This is a genomic window from Bacillus manliponensis (assembly GCF_000712595.1).
Lineage (GTDB): Bacteria > Bacillota > Bacilli > Bacillales > Bacillaceae_G > Bacillus_A > Bacillus_A manliponensis.
In genome coordinates this window covers 64,370-81,948 of sequence record NZ_JOTN01000008.1, presented here as the reverse complement: position 1 = coordinate 81,948, position 17,579 = coordinate 64,370, and the positions used below count along the sequence as shown (strand labels likewise).

General features: G+C 35.9%; 16 protein-coding genes and 1 pseudogene. 4 read left to right on the top strand and 13 right to left on the bottom strand.

Going from position 1 to position 17,579, the window contains the following annotated elements; all coding sequences use genetic code 11:
- Nucleotides 1–12 precede the first annotated feature (12 nt).
- The 3 genes from BAMA_RS11265 to ahpF all read left to right on the top strand — a co-directional run bounded on the left by BAMA_RS11265 (nucleotide 13) and on the right by ahpF (nucleotide 3,243).
- Nucleotides 13–711, top strand: coding sequence for an N-acetyltransferase (locus BAMA_RS11265; protein ID WP_157405992.1), 699 nt, complete (start codon nucleotides 13–15; stop codon nucleotides 709–711).
- Between the two features lie 400 nt (nucleotides 712–1,111).
- Entirely contained in the window at nucleotides 1,112–1,675 is a 564-nt protein-coding gene (gene ahpC, locus BAMA_RS11260) for an alkyl hydroperoxide reductase subunit C (protein WP_034639063.1), read from the top strand.
- 41 nt (nucleotides 1,676–1,716) lie between these two features.
- Nucleotides 1,717–3,243, top strand: a complete 1,527-nt coding sequence (ahpF, locus tag BAMA_RS11255; protein WP_034639061.1) for an alkyl hydroperoxide reductase subunit F — start codon at nucleotides 1,717–1,719, stop codon at nucleotides 3,241–3,243.
- A 70-nt stretch (nucleotides 3,244–3,313) separates the two neighbouring features.
- On the opposite strand, the gene BAMA_RS11250 is transcribed toward ahpF, so the two are convergent.
- A complete protein-coding gene (locus tag BAMA_RS11250; RefSeq protein ID WP_051758928.1) occupies nucleotides 3,314–3,895 on the bottom strand; it encodes a GNAT family N-acetyltransferase in 582 nt (193 codons plus the stop codon).
- Between the two features lie 144 nt (nucleotides 3,896–4,039).
- Between BAMA_RS11250 and BAMA_RS23995 the strand changes: the two are divergent.
- A pseudogene (locus BAMA_RS23995) lies at nucleotides 4,040–4,249 on the top strand (GNAT family N-acetyltransferase); the annotation flags it as partial.
- A 217-nt stretch (nucleotides 4,250–4,466) separates the two neighbouring features.
- On the opposite strand, the gene BAMA_RS11245 reads toward BAMA_RS23995, so the two are convergent.
- The 12 genes from BAMA_RS11245 to BAMA_RS11190 form a co-directional block, all read right to left on the bottom strand.
- Nucleotides 4,467–5,228, bottom strand: a complete 762-nt coding sequence (locus BAMA_RS11245) for a putative hydro-lyase (protein WP_157405988.1) — start codon at nucleotides 5,226–5,228, stop codon at nucleotides 4,467–4,469.
- 27 nt (nucleotides 5,229–5,255) lie between these two features.
- A complete protein-coding gene (accC, locus tag BAMA_RS11240) occupies nucleotides 5,256–6,599 on the bottom strand; it encodes an acetyl-CoA carboxylase biotin carboxylase subunit (RefSeq protein ID WP_034639059.1) in 1,344 nt (447 codons plus the stop codon).
- A gap of 11 nt (nucleotides 6,600–6,610) precedes the next feature.
- Entirely contained in the window at nucleotides 6,611–7,099 is a 489-nt protein-coding gene (gene accB, locus BAMA_RS11235; protein ID WP_034639058.1) for an acetyl-CoA carboxylase biotin carboxyl carrier protein, read from the bottom strand.
- A 29-nt stretch (nucleotides 7,100–7,128) separates the two neighbouring features.
- Entirely contained in the window at nucleotides 7,129–8,085 is a 957-nt protein-coding gene (locus BAMA_RS11230) for a 5-oxoprolinase subunit C family protein (protein ID WP_034639057.1), read from the bottom strand.
- A complete protein-coding gene (locus BAMA_RS11225; protein ID WP_034639056.1) occupies nucleotides 8,082–8,852 on the bottom strand; it encodes a LamB/YcsF family protein in 771 nt (256 codons plus the stop codon). The genes BAMA_RS11230 and BAMA_RS11225 overlap by 4 nt, the downstream gene beginning before the upstream one ends.
- A gap of 13 nt (nucleotides 8,853–8,865) precedes the next feature.
- Entirely contained in the window at nucleotides 8,866–9,588 is a 723-nt protein-coding gene (gene pxpB, locus BAMA_RS11220) for a 5-oxoprolinase subunit PxpB (RefSeq protein ID WP_034639055.1), read from the bottom strand.
- 19 nt (nucleotides 9,589–9,607) lie between these two features.
- A complete protein-coding gene (locus BAMA_RS11215; RefSeq protein WP_034639206.1) occupies nucleotides 9,608–10,822 on the bottom strand; it encodes an NRAMP family divalent metal transporter in 1,215 nt (404 codons plus the stop codon).
- Between the two features lie 233 nt (nucleotides 10,823–11,055).
- Nucleotides 11,056–12,432, bottom strand: coding sequence for a sigma-54-dependent transcriptional regulator (locus BAMA_RS11210; protein WP_034639053.1), 1,377 nt, complete (start codon nucleotides 12,430–12,432; stop codon nucleotides 11,056–11,058).
- Nucleotides 12,422–14,131: an ATP-binding protein gene (locus BAMA_RS11205; protein WP_034639052.1), complete on the bottom strand. Its 1,710-nt coding sequence runs from the start codon at nucleotides 14,129–14,131 to the stop codon at nucleotides 12,422–12,424. Before BAMA_RS11205 ends, BAMA_RS11210 begins: the two co-directional genes overlap by 11 nt.
- Complete coding sequence (locus tag BAMA_RS11200; protein WP_034639051.1) at nucleotides 14,124–15,542, bottom strand: sodium:solute symporter family protein; 1,419 nt, start codon at nucleotides 15,540–15,542, stop codon at nucleotides 14,124–14,126. Before BAMA_RS11200 ends, BAMA_RS11205 begins: the two co-directional genes overlap by 8 nt.
- Nucleotides 15,543–16,037: 495 nt before the next feature.
- Nucleotides 16,038–16,886 (bottom strand): pyridoxamine kinase, encoded by an 849-nt coding sequence (locus BAMA_RS11195; RefSeq protein WP_034639050.1) that lies wholly within the window; start codon nucleotides 16,884–16,886, stop codon nucleotides 16,038–16,040.
- Nucleotides 16,887–16,960: 74 nt separating this feature from the next.
- On the bottom strand, nucleotides 16,961–17,563 hold the full coding sequence (locus BAMA_RS11190; protein ID WP_084157971.1) for a TetR/AcrR family transcriptional regulator: 603 nt from the start codon (nucleotides 17,561–17,563) through the stop codon (nucleotides 16,961–16,963).
- Between the last annotated feature and the right edge of the window lie 16 nt (nucleotides 17,564–17,579).

Genomic DNA, 17,579 nt, shown 5'->3' with positions numbered 1-17,579 from the left:
GGGGACAAAATGATTAAGAGTTTATATGAAGGTACATTAAAGCAAAACAAACAAACATATGATATAAAAGAACTTTCGCTAAAACATATTGAGAAAATTTTATCTTTGCAAAACGTTGTCATCGAAGCATTAGAAAACAAAAACACTTTGCAACCTCTTACGTTAGAAGAATACGAATATATACTAACAGGAAATGGCCTAATGATTGGTGCATTCGTAGATGAAGAACTCATCGCATTCCGTGCTCTATTAGCTCCTCCTACCAATGACGAAGAGCACCTTGGTTTAGACATTGGATTACCAGAAAACGAACTACACCGCGTCATCTATCAAGAAATTTCAAACGTCCACCCTGCTTGCCGCGGAAACGGACTACAAAAGATTTTAGCAAATGTTATCATGAAGCAATTGCAGCAAGAACACAGTAAATATGATTATGTTTGCTGTACAGTAGCACCATTTAACATTCCAAGTTTAAAAGATAAATTTGCACAAGGAATGGAAATTACAGCGCTAAAAGAAAAATACAATGGCCGTCTACGTTATGTGTTCATGAAAGACTTACGAAGTAACAAGCAAACCGATTGGAAAGATACAACCTTTCTCCCAATGAATGATATTGCTCGTCAGCAAAATCTACTATCAGAAGGATTTCGTGGTTATAAAATAGAAAATTGTGATGGGGAGTATTTTGTATACTTCGGAAAGTAAAACAAAAAAGAACAGTGAGATACTTCATGCACTGTTCTTTTTTCTACAAATAAAAGCTTCACAAAAATGAAACATGATCTTCACAACAGCTTCACAAAAACTATCTAAATATTGTTAAAATTAATCTAAGAATACATTTTATTTCTCCTAAACTAGTTAATCGAAACACTCCATGTAATATTGAATGAAGAAAAATATTTAGAAAATCTCTTTAAATCTCCCGTAGTTCCCTAGCTTTAGCACCACTATGAGTAAAAAGTACAAACTTTTTACTTGCAAAATAAAAAGTTTTATATGATAATGAATATCGAATTAGAATTATTATTATTTATTAAATCTTTGCTTTATGAGCAATCTAATTAAGATTACTCATAACTTATAAATTAGGAGGTATTTTATTATGTTATTAATCGGTACAGAAGTATTACCATTTAAAGCAAAAGCTTTCCAAAAAGGTGAATTCCTTGACGTTACAGAAGAAAACTTCAAAGGTAAATGGAGCGTAGTTTGCTTCTACCCAGCAGACTTCACATTCGTATGCCCAACTGAACTTGAAGATTTACAAAACGAATATGCAGCATTAAAAGAGCTAGGAGTTGAAGTATACTCTGTTTCAACTGATACTCACTTCACTCATAAAGCATGGCACGATCATTCAGAAGCTATCGGCAAAATCGAGTACATCATGATTGGTGACCCAACATTAACAATCTCTCGTAACTTCAACGTATTAGTTGAAGAAGAAGGTTTAGCAGCTCGCGGTACATTCATCATCGATCCAGATGGCGTTATCCAAACTGTTGAAATCAACGCAGGTGGCATCGGCCGTGACGCAAGCATTCTTGTAGACAAAGTAAAAGCTGCACAATACGTTCGCAACAATCCAGGCGAAGTTTGCCCAGCTAAATGGAAAGAAGGCTCTGAAACACTTAAGCCAAGCCTTGACCTTGTAGGTAAAATCTAATAAATAAACAAAAAGAAATAAAACGTAAGGAGTAAGATACAATGTTACTAGATGCAGATATCAAAGCACAATTAGGCCAATATCTTCAACTGATGGAAGGCGACGTACTACTAAAAGTTAGTGCAGGATCTGATGACACATCTAAGGATATGCTAGCTCTTGTAGATGAATTAGCAACAATGTCATCAAAGATCCAGGTAGAAAAAACAGAATTAGAAAGAACGCCAAGCTTTAGTGTAAATCGTGTTGGTGAAGATACAGGGGTAGTTTTTGCAGGTATCCCTCTAGGACACGAATTTACTTCTCTAGTTTTAGCGTTACTACAAGTTAGTGGCCGCGCTCCAAAAGTTGAGCAAAAAGTCATTGACCAAGTTAAAAATATTCAAGGTGAATACCGCTTTGAATCTTACATTAGCTTAAGCTGCCACAACTGTCCTGATGTTGTACAAGCACTGAACTTAATGAGCGTTTTAAACCCTGGTATTACACATACAATGATTGACGGCGCTGCATTTAAGGAAGAAGTTGAAAGTAAAGACATCATGGCAGTACCAACTGTATTCTTAAATGGTGAAACATTTGGAAGCGGTCGTATGACCATTGAAGAAATTCTTGCAAAACTAGGCGGTGGCCCAGATGCGTCAGAATTCGCTGATAAAGATCCATACGATGTACTTGTTGTTGGTGGCGGCCCTGCTGGTGCAAGTGCAGCAATTTACGCAGCACGTAAAGGCATTCGCACAGGTATTGTTGCTGAGCGCTTTGGTGGCCAAGTGATGGATACAATGGGTATCGAGAACTTCATCAGTGTGACACGCACTGAAGGTCCTAAGCTTGTAGCAAGCCTTGAAGAACACGTAAAAGATTACGACATCGACGTAATGAATTTACAACGTGCGAAGCGCCTAGAAAAGAAAGACTTAATCGAAGTGGAACTTGAAAACGGTGCGGTTCTGAAGAGTAAGAGCGTAATCGTTGCAACAGGTGCACGCTGGCGTAATGTTGGTGTCCCAGGTGAAGCTGAGTTTAAAAACAAAGGTGTAGCATACTGCCCACACTGTGACGGTCCATTATTCACTGGAAAAGATGTAGCAGTTATCGGCGGCGGTAACTCTGGTATTGAAGCAGCAATTGATTTAGCAGGTATCGTAAAACACGTAACTGTTCTTGAGTTCATGCCAGAACTAAAAGCTGATGCTGTATTACAAGAGCGTCTGTACAGCTTACCAAACGTAACTGTATTAAAGAACGTTCAAACGAAAGAAATTACTGGTACTGACAAAGTAGAAGGTATTTCTTACATCGATCGTGAAACTGAAGAAGTTCACCATGTAGAATTACAAGGTGTATTCGTTCAAATCGGTCTTGTACCAAACACTGACTGGTTAGGCGACACAGTTGAACGTACTCGTGGTGAGATTGTTACAGATAAGCACGGTGCTACAAACGTACCTGGTGTATTTGCTGCGGGTGACTGCACAAATAACCCATACAAACAAATCATTATTTCAATGGGATCAGGCGCAAACGCATCTCTAGGTGCATTTGATTACCTAATCCGTAACTAATACAAAAGGGAGTGTCTGCCAAAGACACCCCCTTTTGTTTATATGAAACTTCTAATTTAATTGCTTATCCCTACTTATATTCCTTTCCCGTTAAAGTATAATAATCATATCCCTCAAACTCTTTATACTCATCAGAAAGGTTTTGTAAAGTATACTGATACTTCATCCCAAGTTTATGTAATATTGCTACAGAAGAACGATTTTCCGGAAAAACAGTTGTCACAATTTCATCTAGCTTTAACGTTTTAAAGCCATATTGTAGCACCGCACGAGTAGCCTCTGTCGCTATACCTCTCCCTCGAAACTCTTTTCCAACACCGTAATATACCTCAACTTTTGATGCATCAATATCATAAGGGCCAAGGCCGCAGAAACCAATTACTTTTCCAAGCTCTTTATGAACAATTGCTAAATTCAATTTATATATTTTATCAAGTCTATTTTTCTGATTGCATTGTATCGACCATTTTATAATCCCCTCCACTTCTTGAAGAGACGGTGCTACTTCTGGAATATAATCATAGAAATTCGCATCAGAAACTACTTGAAACAGTTCATAAAGATCCTCTTCCTTATACGGCCGAATGATACAACGTTCTGTTTCTAGTTGTAACTGAGTAAATATTGGATTGCCTATATCGTTTGATTTCATAAATTTTATCTCCTATAAAATGTTTTTTAATATTTTTTAACCAAACTGCGAACAATCTCATGGACTATTTAAACATACATAAGGAACTCGTAATACCTTACAGGTTAATTTTAACAAATGTAAATATAAAAACTATATTTCTTTATTGAGGATATTTTCGTTCGTAAACCGTGGCGAAAGCGTGGCTTTGCGAAGTTTTTGCTTACACAAGCTTTGAATTACTTAAAGTCTCATGATTTAAAATACGCTCATTTAATGGTACTGACCACAAATAAATCAGCTCTCTCTTTATATGAATCTGTTGGCTTTTATGAGGATGGGGAAGAAATTAGATATTATACGGAACTGAAATAAATACAGCAAAAAGAGAGGCTTGTTGCCTCTCTTTACTAAAACATTCCAGCTTTAGCTATCCTTCTTCATTAACAATGAAACATGCTCCTTATAGCTTAAGTACCATTGTAAATGGCTTTTAAAAATTTAATGCATTGTTTAGTAAACACTAGGATAGATATTTTTATTTCTGGTACAGTTCACCGTGATTTATGAAAATAAAAACATACGAGAGCATCTATTCTTTTTGATCAGTGATTAACATATGTCCTGGGGCATGGGTAATCATAATTTCAGGTTTTGCTTCTAATCCAACATATTGAGGGGTTACACCACAAGCCCAAAATACAGGAATTCCCTCGTCCTCACTAAATGGAGTAAATTCTCCATAATCAGTTTTTTCGATGTCATATATCCCAATGAGGGATGGGTCTCCAATATGTACCGGGGCACCGTGAGCTGATGGAAATTGTGAGGTGATTTCAATTACTTTCATTAGCTCTTCCTTTTTAATTGCTCTCATACTAACGACCATATTTCCTTTAAAACGCCCAGCACTTTTGCACTGGATATTCGTTTGATACATAGGAACAACCTTATTCATTTCTTGATGTAATAAACTTATTTTCGCCTCTGTTAGCGCCATTTCAAACGTAAAGCTGCAACCTAATAAAAAGGTAACGAAATTCCCCTGCCAATATTCTTTAATATCAAGTCTTTCCTCTTCTAGTTTCCCATGACGATATATACGATATTTAGGGAGATCTGTCCGAATATCTGCATCTGCTATATGTGGCTGAAATTGACCTACCTCTAACACATCCACAATCGGACATGGCTTAGGGTTACGTTGGCAAAATAAAAGGAACTCAAAGGCATATTCTTCTGGAAGTGTAATCATATTTGCTTGAAGATAACCATCACATAATCCTGATGTTGTTATACTTTCAAGATTTTCACGAAACTTAAGCCTTTGCTTTTTGGGACTTTCTATCATCATAAGATGGATCGCCTCCACTAGATATGATTATAATTCATAAATTTCAAGAAACTTTGTATTAAAATCCCCTTCTAAAAATTTCTCATGATTTAATAATTTTTTATGAAATGGGATCGTTGTTTTAACTCCATCAATACGAAACTCTTGTAAAGCACGTTTCATACGTGCAATTGCCTCATCGCGTGTTGAGCCATAAGTAATTAACTTTGCCACCATCGAATCATAAAATGGCGGGATTACATATCCTGTGTATACTGCTGAATCAACGCGAACACCAAAACCACCAGGTGGTAAGTATGCCTCAACCTTTCCAGGTGATGGCATAAACTTTTTATCTGGATCTTCCGCATTGATCCGACACTCAATCGCCCACCCGTTAATCTGTATATCTTTCTGCGTTTGGGAAAGTGGTTTATTATCAGCGATTTGAATTTGTTCTTTAATTAAATCCACTCCAGTCACCATTTCTGTTACAGGGTGCTCAACTTGAATCCGTGTATTCATTTCCATAAAATAGAAATAACCACTTTTATCATATATAAATTCAACTGTCCCTGCTCCAGAATAATTTACAGCCTTTGCAGCTCGTACAGCAGCCTCTCCCATTTCTGCTCGTTTCTGTTGATCTAATGCCGGTGAAGGAGTTTCTTCTAGCAATTTTTGTAACCGCCTTTGAATAGAGCAGTCACGTTCACCAAGATGAATTACATTTCCATAATTATCTGCAAGAATTTGAATCTCTATATGACGAAAGTCTTCAATATACTTTTCAATATAAACTCCCGGATTTCCAAATGCTGTAGCAGCCTCTTGTTGAGTAATATCAATCCCTTGTATTAACTCTTTTTCATTATTGGCAATTCGAATCCCTTTTCCGCCTCCGCCTGCAGTTGCTTTAATAATTACAGGGTAGCCCATTTCGTCAGCAAGTTTGACAGCGTCTTCTTTACTTTCAATAATACCATCCGATCCCGGGACAATTGGTACCCCAGCTGACTCCATTGTTGCTCTAGCAACATCCTTTATTCCCATTTGATTTATTGCAGCTGCACTCGGTCCAATAAATGTAATATTACAGTCCTCACAAAGCTCTGCAAATTGAGCATTTTCTGCTAAAAATCCATACCCAGGGTGAATTGCATCTACCCCCGTAGACATTGCTACACTGATAATATTCAAGTAATTTAAGTAACTATCCTTAGAGGATCTCGGTCCTATACAATAACTTTCGTCAGCCAACTGAACATGTAATGCATCCTTATCTGCTTCAGAATAAACAGCTACAGTTTGTATACCCAGTTCATGACAAGCTCTAATAATACGTACAGCAATTTCTCCACGATTTGCTATCAATACCTTTTTTATTCCCATCTAGCATTCTCCTATTCTGTCTTAATTAAGAATAGCGGTTGTCCATATTCTACTAGTTCACCATCATTAACAAGAACTTCTACAATCTCACCATTAACTTCAGCTTGAACATCATTAAAAAGTTTCATTGCTTCTATCACACATAGATTAGCATCCGCTGTTACGTGATCACCCACTTTAACAAATGGAGGTTTATCTGGTGCTGAAGAAGAATAAAAAGTTCCTACCATCGGTGAAACCAATTTATAGGTTGTATCAGTTACATCATCTAACTCTTTCTTCTCACTTACTACTGTTATTTCTTTTGAATCATAATCAGTTACTTTTTCATGACTTTGTATGGATTCTGTTTCTATATTCTTTTGAATAGGTTGTCCTTGAGATTCAAGGTTTCGATTTTTTACTCGTACAATAAAACCATCTTTCTCATAATAGACCTCATCTATTGTTGTTCCGTCAATACGCTCAACAAGCTTTAAAAGCTCCTCTGACTTTAACATATAAAAGCCTCCTTTAATGCTTACAAAGTTTAATAATTCGTTGTTGTAACTTTTTCTAAAATACGTAGAAACTTTGCTTTTTCTTCATACAATCGCTGTGCTTCTTCTACTGATACAGCGGTAAATCGAATCGAACAGCCAGGCAATGCTTGTGCCAATAATGGGATATCACTTGAAATAACAGTTGCTATTCTTGTATACCCACCAGTTGTTTGGCGGTCTGCCATTAAAATGATTGGCTCGCCATTTGCCGGAACTTGTATTCCTCCAAGAGGTATTGCTTCAGAAATAATATCTGCTGTCGTTTTATGTTCTAATTTAGGTCCCTTGAGACGATAACCCATTCGGTCTGATTGAGGTGTTACCTCATATGTCGATGATAAAAATGTTTTTATCGAAGATTCAAGAAACTCATGCTGATGCGGACCTAAACATACACGGACGGTAATTTCTCTTTCATAATGAGGAATTTCGTCAAGATGAAGGGCACGTCCGGCTACTGCACGGTTCGTTTCTATTCCATACAAAATATCATCTTTCTTAATAGCACGGCCGTCTAGTCCGCCAATCTTAGCTTTCAAATATGTAGATTTACTCCCCATTACAAGAGGAAGATCAAATCCTCCCGCTACACTAACATAAGCACGCGCTCCTTCAATTGGCTGGCCAAATTCAATGACCTCATCCTTTTTCACTAAGAAGCTTTTCCACATAGGCGCCTGCTTTCCATTTACTTTTGGCGAAAGATTACCACCGCATATCGAAATGACAGCATCCTCTAAAACTTTTAACGTTGGTCCCATCATCGTTATCTCAAGCGCTGCTTCATTCTTTTGATTTCCAACTAAAAGGTTTGCAATTTGCAAAGAATAATCATCCATCGCACCAGAAACAACAACTCCATATTCTTGATAGCCAGTGCGTCCTAGATCTTGAAACGTTGTTAAAAGTCCAGGCTTAATCACCTGAAATAGAGGTTTGGTCATTTGTTTTCAACTCCAAAATTTTGGATTTTTATATTTTCAGCCATTAATTTTTTTCTTAACTTTTTAACAAAATCTAAAGCTTCTGCTTCATCTCCATGAACACAGATTGTATCAGCTTGAATCGAGATATCCTGTCCGTTAACTGCTGTTACTTTTTTCTCTTTAACCATTCTCAGCACACGCTCAGCTGCAAGATCAACATCATGAATCATTGCATTTGGCTCAGTTCTTGAAGTAAGTGTCCCATCCGGCTGGTACGTTCTGTCAGCAAATACTTCTTGCGCTACTTTTAATCCTGCTGCTTCCCCAGCCCGAACTAGTTCACTTCCCGCTAAGCCGAATAAAACTAAATTTGGATTTACAGCATGCACAGCTTTTGCAATTGCCTCGGCAACTTCCCAATTTTTAGAAGCTAGATTATAAAGCGCTCCGTGTGGTTTAACATGTTGAACTTTTGTATGAAAAACAGCTGTTGCACCTTGTATAGCACCCACTTGATAAACAACGAGATTGAAAATTTCATCAGGTGACATTTTCATTTCACGCCTCCCAAATCCACCTAGGTCTGGAAAACCCGGATGTGCTCCGATACCTACGCCAAGAGAATTAGCTAATCTTACTGTGTTCATCATGACGTTATAGTCTCCAGCATGAAAGCCACAAGCTATGTTTGCGGATGAAATATATTTAAGCACTTCTGCATCATTTCCAATTGTATAAGCCCCAAAGCTTTCGCCTAAATCACTATTTAAATCTATTGCCTTCACCTTTATCTCTCCCTTACTTTTCAAAGTACTTTACCGTGTATTCACCAAGCTTAATGGCATTTTCAATTTCAGCGTACTCGCTTTCACTTATTGGGACGAAACGAAGATAATGGCCAGAAGATAATAAAATTGGATTATTACTATTAGGGTCATATAACTTTAACGGGGTTTGGCCAATGATTTGCCATCCACCTGGTGTTTCTAAAGGATAAATCCCCGTTTGCTCCCCTGCAATTCCAACTGATCCAACATTGATTCTTGGCCTTGGATTTTCACGTCGAGGTGTAGCAATTCGCTTCGACATACCACCTAAATAAGGAAAGCCAGGCACAAAACCCATCATATAAATAAGATAGTCCTGACTGGAATGAATAGATATGACTTCTTCTTTACTTATACCATTGTGCTCTGCAACAAAGGATAAATCAGAACCTGTCTCTCCTCCATAATAAGTAGGAATTTCAAAAATGAGAGAAGTAGAACTTTCCACCTCTCCTTGTACTTTCTCATAAATCGATTCAAGCTTGTCTCGAAGCTCCCTATAGGTAATCATGTCTGGGCGATAATAAAGTGATAATGTTGTATAAGCCGGTACCCACTCAATAACTCCGCCAATTGGATGCCTTGTTAAGTGTTCTGCGAACATTCTAATTTTTTGATTCGTTTCTTCAGAAATTTCGGTTCCAAATACAATTTGAGTTCCTGTATCTCCTAATGGATAAAATTCAAGTTTCACACCTAATCCTCCTCAAATATTAAGAAAATAATTGTGGAATTTGATTTATTAACGTGACGATTGCTAAATAAGCCGTTCCTAAAAAGACAATAATTCCAAAAATCGTTAACCACAATGGGTGTTTGTAATCTCCAACAATTGATTTTTTATGTGCAGCAATTAATAGAGCTCCTAATCCAAGTGGTAAAATTAATCCATTAAATGCACCTGCTACAATCAACAATGTTACTGGTTTACCAATTAAAACAAACATAATTGTAGAAACGACAATAAAACCAATAATTACCTTTGTATTATTACGATCGATTTTGTTTGATAAAGTACGTAAGAATGATACAGATGTATAAGCTGCTCCAACCACTGACGTAATCCCTGCTGCCCATAAGACTAAACCAAACATTTTATACCCAACTACACCTGCTGCTTGCTGGAAAACAGATGCAGGAGGATTAGCTGGATCTAATTTAAACCCTGTCGCTACAACTCCTAATACCGCAAGGAATAAAAAGACACGCATAACGGAAGCAATAACAATCCCGGAAACAGCGCCCTTTGTTACATGGTGAAGATTTTCTTTTCCTGTAATTCCTGCATCTAATAAACGATGCCCCCCTGCAAATGTGATATATCCACCTACAGTACCGCCGACAAGTGTAATAATTGCAAACATATCAATCGTTTCCGGTGCAAAAGTATGAACAATTGCTTCACTCACTGGAGGGTTACTTTGAAATGCTACATATACTGTTAGCAGCACCATTATTAATCCTAATATTCTAGCAATTTGATCCATCGCTGCCCCAGCTTCTTTTGAAAGGAAAATTCCAATGGCAATGACTCCAGTAATTAGAGCCCCTATACGAGGGTCAATTCCAAATAAAACGTTCATTCCAAGTCCTGCTCCACCTATATTTCCAATGTTAAACGCAAGACCACCTAAGGCAACCGCAAAAGCTAAAAAGTATCCCAAACCAGGCAATACCATATTCGCAATATCTTGACCTCGCTTTTTAGATACAGCAATAATTCTCCAAACATTAACTTGAACACCAATATCTAAAATAATTGACATTAAAATAACAAATCCAAAGCTAGCTAATAATTGCTCCGTAAAAACGGCCGTTTGAGTTAAAAACCCCGGGCCTATCGCGGAAGTACCCATTAAAAAAGCTGCTCCTAATAAAACGCTCCATTTACTCTTTGTAGAAGCATCCCCTGTTGAATGCGCTTCCATCTCTTTTTGTTTTAATGCCATGCATATACCTCCTCCATTTATAAAGTGAAACTTCAATCAGTGGGGGTTTTCTCCATCCCCACTGATTGTTAGTTGAACCAATCGGGCTTTTACTGGCTGTTAATGCGGGATAAAATTAAGCCTATTATTCCCTATCTATACGTTATCACAAAACTTTCAGTAAATTTTAGTGGATTACGCACAAAAAAATCGCCCATATCGGGCGATTTCGCTCATGTTATTTCATATTTTTCAATTCTGCGCTGCAATGCATACCGACTAATTCCTAATAATCGTGCTGCCTCTGAAATATTCCATTTTGTTGTTTGAATTGCTTCTTTAATATATTTTTTTTCGACGTTTTCGATATAGCTCTCTAAAGAGAAGTTTTCGTGTATTAAGATTCGGTCACCCTCTTTAGCATACGTATCATTTGTTTCTGATATATGTAAAAAATCAAAATGGTGAGCAGAAATTTCCTTTTCATGTTGTAATATTGCAATCCGTTCAATCGTATTTTTTAGTTCACGTACATTGCCGGGCCAAGAATAATTTAGTAAGCGTTTTTTTGCATCTGGGCGTAACTGTGGCGTTATTTTTCTCATTTGATGACAAAATTCATTTAAAAAGTGCTCAGCTAAAATAATAATATCTTGACCTCTTTCTCTTAAAGTTGGCATGTGAATAGGTACTACATTCAAACGATAATAAAGATCTGAACGAAACTCATTCTTTTGTATCATTTCCTCTAAAGAGCGATTTGTTGCGGCAATGATCCGAACATCGATTTCAACGTCATGGATACTTCCAATTCGCTTTATCTTTTTATTTTCTAAAAAACGAAGAAGTTTTACTTGAATCTCTAAAGAAAGATCACCAATTTCATCCAAAAATAACGTTCCATTATCAGCCCACTCAATCAAACCAATTTTTTTCTGTGACCCTTCCGAAAATGCATCATTTTCATATCCAAATAACTCACGTTCAATACGGTCAGGAGATATACTTGCACAATTAACTGCTACAAAGGGACCGTTTTGACGGTTACTTTGCCTATGAATATTTCTCGCGACAAGCTCCTTACCAGTCCCTGTCTCCCCTCGAATTAAAACTGTTGTACTATGACTTTCAGCTATTAATTTGATTTTCGATTTCAATTCTTTTAATTGGTCACTATCCCCAATCATTTCAGCTAATTTCATGCGACGCTTTTCTTCACGATAACGTTCTACTTCTTTTTCCAAATGATAGTGCTCCATCCATTTTTGAATGGTAATATTTAATTCCTCTAACTCAAATGGTTTCGTAAGATAATCAAAGGCCCCATCTTTAATAGCCTTCACTACTGTTTTCGCCTCTCCATAAGCAGTTAGCATAATAATAGCCAAATCAGGGTACTTCTCTTTTATATCCTTTAATGCATCAAGACCATTTCCATCGGGTAAATGGATATCTAACAAAAGAATTTTCGGTCGAAATTCCTCTAATAAATGCCAGCATTCCTCCAGATTAGATCCTGTTTTCACTTCATATCCTTCATCTTCTAAAAACATTTGTAATGATAGCCTTAACGTGATTTCATCATCAATCATTAAGATTTTAACCGCCATTATCATCTGCCTCCTTTCCAATCGGAAAAGTGATAAAAAATGTCGTCCCCTCATCAACATTACTTGTCACATAAATTTCTCCTTCATTTTGAATGATTAATTGATGGACAACAGAAAGACCTAGACCCGTACCTTCAGGGTTTGTTGTGAAAAAGGGATTGAATATTTTTTCTATTATTTCTTCTTTTATTCCAACACCTGTATCTGATACGGCAATCGTTAAGTCATTTTCTATTCGCTTACTTGAGATATTTAGTTCCCCGCCATTTGGCATAGCGTTTATCCCGTTTATCATTAAATTTAATAAAATTTGTCTTAAATGATCTCGGTCCACTCTAACATAATGATTATTTTCTTCCAAAGATAATTTTACATTCTTTTCTTTTACCACACTATCCATTAAAAGAAATAAAGATTTCACAGTATCATTTAACTTTATATGTTGAGGCTTTGAACCTATAGGACGAGAGAATTTTAGTAAACTCGTAATGATTTTATTTACTCTATCAATCTCTATTAACATATTTTCCGCTAATGCTAAGTTTTCGTCGCTTAAATCTAAACGTCGCATTAATAATTGTGTCGTCGTTTTTATCCCAGCAAGTGGATTACGTATTTCATGCGCAATACCTGAAGCCATTTCACCTAATGAAGCTAAACGTTGCATTCGTTCGACCCGTTGTTCTAATTTTCTTCTTTCTGTGATATCCTCAAACGTCATGATGTATCGATGATTTCCCTCTATATTTTCTACTGACAAATAATTTACTACATAATATACTTTTCCTTCATTTAACTTAAAATCCCATATTTCTTCTCTCCGCTTTTTCGTTTCGTAAATATTGATTTTCCGTACCTTTTCTTTTAGTAATGGGTTACCCTCTATCATTTTTTTTGCAGCATCATTAAATATCCATTCTGAATCTTCAACCATAAGAATCATCCCGACATGGACACTGTTTAGAATGGTCTCATTTAATTGTTTCATTTTGCTTAACTGTTGATTATGTTCATCTAATCTTTGAACCATCTCTTCTAAAGAATTTGAAAGAATACCAATTTCATCTTTACGATTTCTGCTAAGGTCAAGATCCTTTACTTTTTGCCCCTTACTAACCTGTCTACAAAATTCCGCTAAATTTTTTATCGGTTTTGAAAGGTGATGGGAAAAGATAATCGTTAACTCTACCGCAATAATGCTTGTAATAATACTAATTAACAATATATATTTTTGAATATCCGGAAGAGATCCAGTAAAAATAGAAAATTCCATTGGATAAGATAATTGCCAACTCCAATATGGTAAATCCTTTGTAATCACCAAACTTTCTTTAAAAAATCCTCTTTCCAGTTGAGAGGACCCTTCCAATTTCCAATCTATGCTTTCTTTTGAAATCTCTATTCCCTGCTTCGTTATTTCGTCATTTTCGTCTTTTAAATATAATCCATTTATTTTATAAATCATTATTTTTACTAATGACTTTGCTTTCTCTTCTGTCAATTCTCCTTCTCTAACTTGCTTGTCCAGTTCCTCACCATATCTTTCAATTGTTGTAAGAGTTTCGTTAATCGCTAGTTGTTTTAATTGTTTATCTGATTGATAACTAGACCACATAGATACGATGCCAATAATTATGCTTGGGAGTAAAACAATAATTAAAAAAGGAATTAATATTTTTCTTTCAATAGACTTAAACATGCTTTACTCCACCTTTCCAAAAAAACAATACCCCAGATACAATCATAGAAGGTAATACCGGATGATAAATATGTTGTATCTCACCTGGTATGAAAAGAAATGAAATACCATATGTAATGATTCCGCCAAACATGGACCAAATGGCGCTTTCCTTATTTCTATTAGTAAAAACCCCGCCATATAGAGGGAAAAATAAAGAGACCGCAAGTCCTCCCCATATATTCCCGCTAAATGTTACCATTCCTTTTTGGGAAGTAAATGCAATAAATAAAGAAATCGTTGCAAACAAAAAAATCATCCAACGAGTCCATGAAAGCTTCTTTTGATCAGAAATTTGTTTTCTTCTTAAAGGCCTGTTAATGTCATAAACGAAACTACTTGCCATAATAAGCAATTGAGAATTAGCAGTTGAAACAGCTGCTGCTACGACACTAACTAAAATAAGTCCCTTCCATGGTGTCTGTAATAAATAAGAAATCACATATGGATATATTTCATCGGAATTATCCATATAAATGTTTGGTTCTAGTACTCTAGATCCTATACCAATAATAAAAATCAATATATATATACAAACAAAAAATATAAAGCCAAGCACAATCATCTGCAAAGCAACTTGCTTCGATTTAGCTGATAAAATTCTTACGATATATTGAGGATTAACCGCTACCCCTAAACCTAATGTAAAGAAAGCGCTTAATAGAGTCCAAAACGAAAACCCATAATCTGGGAAAAAGTTCATATATGATTGCGGAATTATATTTTCTTTTTCATAATCACTTACTATCTGAAATAAATGTGTTAATCCTCCTATTTCTTTCACAATGAAAACAGCACCGAAAGTTGTACCTATAATAATCAATAAAAAATGAAAAATGTCCGTTCGAGCAACAGAATGCAAACCGCCAAATGTCGTATATAATACAAACAAATAAATTAAAAATATACTTATAGAATAAGGGATTTCTAACATTTCACTTACTACGATTCCAAACCCTCGTATTTGGATAAAAATATATAACATATAACTTATAACTAATATGATCCCCATCGCAACTTGAAGTAGCTTAGATTGATAACGAACATAGAAAAACTCAGGAACTGTAACTATTTCATATGTATACATTTTAGAAGAGATAAACAGAAGTCCAACGGCACCTAACAACCAAGCGAATGCAGTCGTCCAAATAACAGATAGTCCATTTTCGTATATTAACCCTGGTAAACCTAAAATAGATGCAGTACTAAACCAAGTTGCTCCAAAAGAAGCAATACTTGAAAATAACGAAAGATTACGTCCAGCCAAAAAATACCCTTTTAAATGGTCAGTTTTATCAAAACCATGTTTACCTAATACTAGAATCATAATTGAATATATTAGAAAAAATCCCAAATAAAGCAATTCATTCATAATTATCCCCTTTTTCAAATCTTTCTTATTCTTTAGAGTTTTACCATCATTTTAAACTACCTTTTCTCCTTTTACACTATCGCTATAGTATTTAATTCTTAAACGCTTAAAATATTTATCCCGCATTAACGGGCTGTAAGACTCCCACCTCAAAACTTGAGAGAAGCGAAGAAGTTTAGGTGGGAGATAAACAGCCCGTAAATGCCCGATTGGTTCAACTAACAATCAGTGGGGGATGAAGAAAACCCCCACTGATTGAAGTTTCACTTTATTTGAAATGAGCGTTTATAAGATAAAAATGACCGACAAAACTGCCGGTCATTATCAACTATTTACATCTCTTATTAATCCTCTATCGAAAGCCATGCCACACACTTCACATATCCAACGTGTATATAGTAGCTGTATATAAAATGCTCAGCTATTATAAAACGAGCATTTATATATATTCTTTTATTATTTTTTTAAATTAATAGCACTTTGATATTAGGTATTTTATAATAACATCCTCAAATATTTTTCAAAGTTAACCCCTTCTACTTCAGGAACTTGCTCCAAGAAAGTATCACGAATGGCTGCTGTTAAAAATGCCTCTGCAAGCTGGACAGATTTCTCTAAGTCTTCTCCTCGCATCATGCTTCCCATTATGACAGAAGCGAATAAGTCACCCGTACCAGAATAACTTGCGCCATTATAAGGAATTGCGTTATAAAAGGTTTTATTCTCGTCTAAATACATATTACCAATGAACTGCTTATCTGTATTTGCTGACGGTGGATTCACGCCAGTAATGATTACCTTCGCATCAGTTTCTTGCTGCAAAGTCTTTCCGGCTTCTTCTAATGCTTTCATAAAATCACTTTCGTTTGAATAGCTATGTAGTTTTTCATAAGATAGTCCAGTTAATAGACAGCACTCTGTTACATTTGGTGTAATTACATCCGCACATTTCACAAGTTCTCTCATTCGCATTAGTAATTCTTCTGTAAACAGTTTATACGTCTCACCTGTATCTCCCATGACTGGGTCAACAAGTAAAAGCGTTTCTTTCGTATGAAATTTATCTAAAAAACGAAAAATGTTATGAATTTGCTCCTGGCCCGTTACGAAGCCGGTATGGATCCCATCGAAAGTTACATGAAGCTTGCTCCATTCCTCTTCGAAATGCTGCATTTTGGATGTAAAGTCCTCACAAAAAAAGCTTGGATATCCTGTTTGTGAAGACAATACAGCAGTTGGTAAAGGACACGCCTGCACTCCCATTACCGAAAGAACCGGAATCGCAGCTGTTAATGAACATTTTCCAAAAGATGATAAATCTTGTATTACAGCGACTTTTTTCATAATGACCTCCTTAAAGTGAAACTTCAATCAGCCGGGATTCTCCATCTTCAACTAATTTACAGTCACTATTTGTATCATTCACTTCTCAAATACCGACAGTACATATCTGATTGTATCTTCCATTGATTCAGAAACTTTTCTTTATCACCATCTAATGAGTAGTGCATGCCAAAAGCATCAAGTGTAATAACAATGCTTTCTGCAATATTAATTAATACAGCAGGTTTAGTAGGTTCGATTGCTTGCATACAATTGCTATATACCTTAATGAGCTGCTGCTTTAAGTTGTGTATTCGATGTTTATAGTCTGGATGTATCAATGCATAATTAAAGTAATGAAACAGAGCTATAAATGTTTCTCTATTTTTCTCTGCCAGTTCAATTGTTAATTTACCTAATGCACGAAAAAATTCTTCTAATGATTCACAATTAAAACTTGATAATGATTGTGTAGCTTCTGAAGTGATTACTTCAAATAAATCTACCAATATGTCATCAACAGAATGAAAATGATGAAATATTGTACTTTTACTAATACCAGCTTCGTCTGCTATTTTTTTTGCACTCAAGCCGGACATACCTTCACGTGCAAGTATCGAAATTGCAGCTGCACGTATACGGTCTTTTGTTTCTAATCCCTTTTGAATTCTTAAATCATCTTTCATCGTATCACCCATTTCATCATAGCATTAA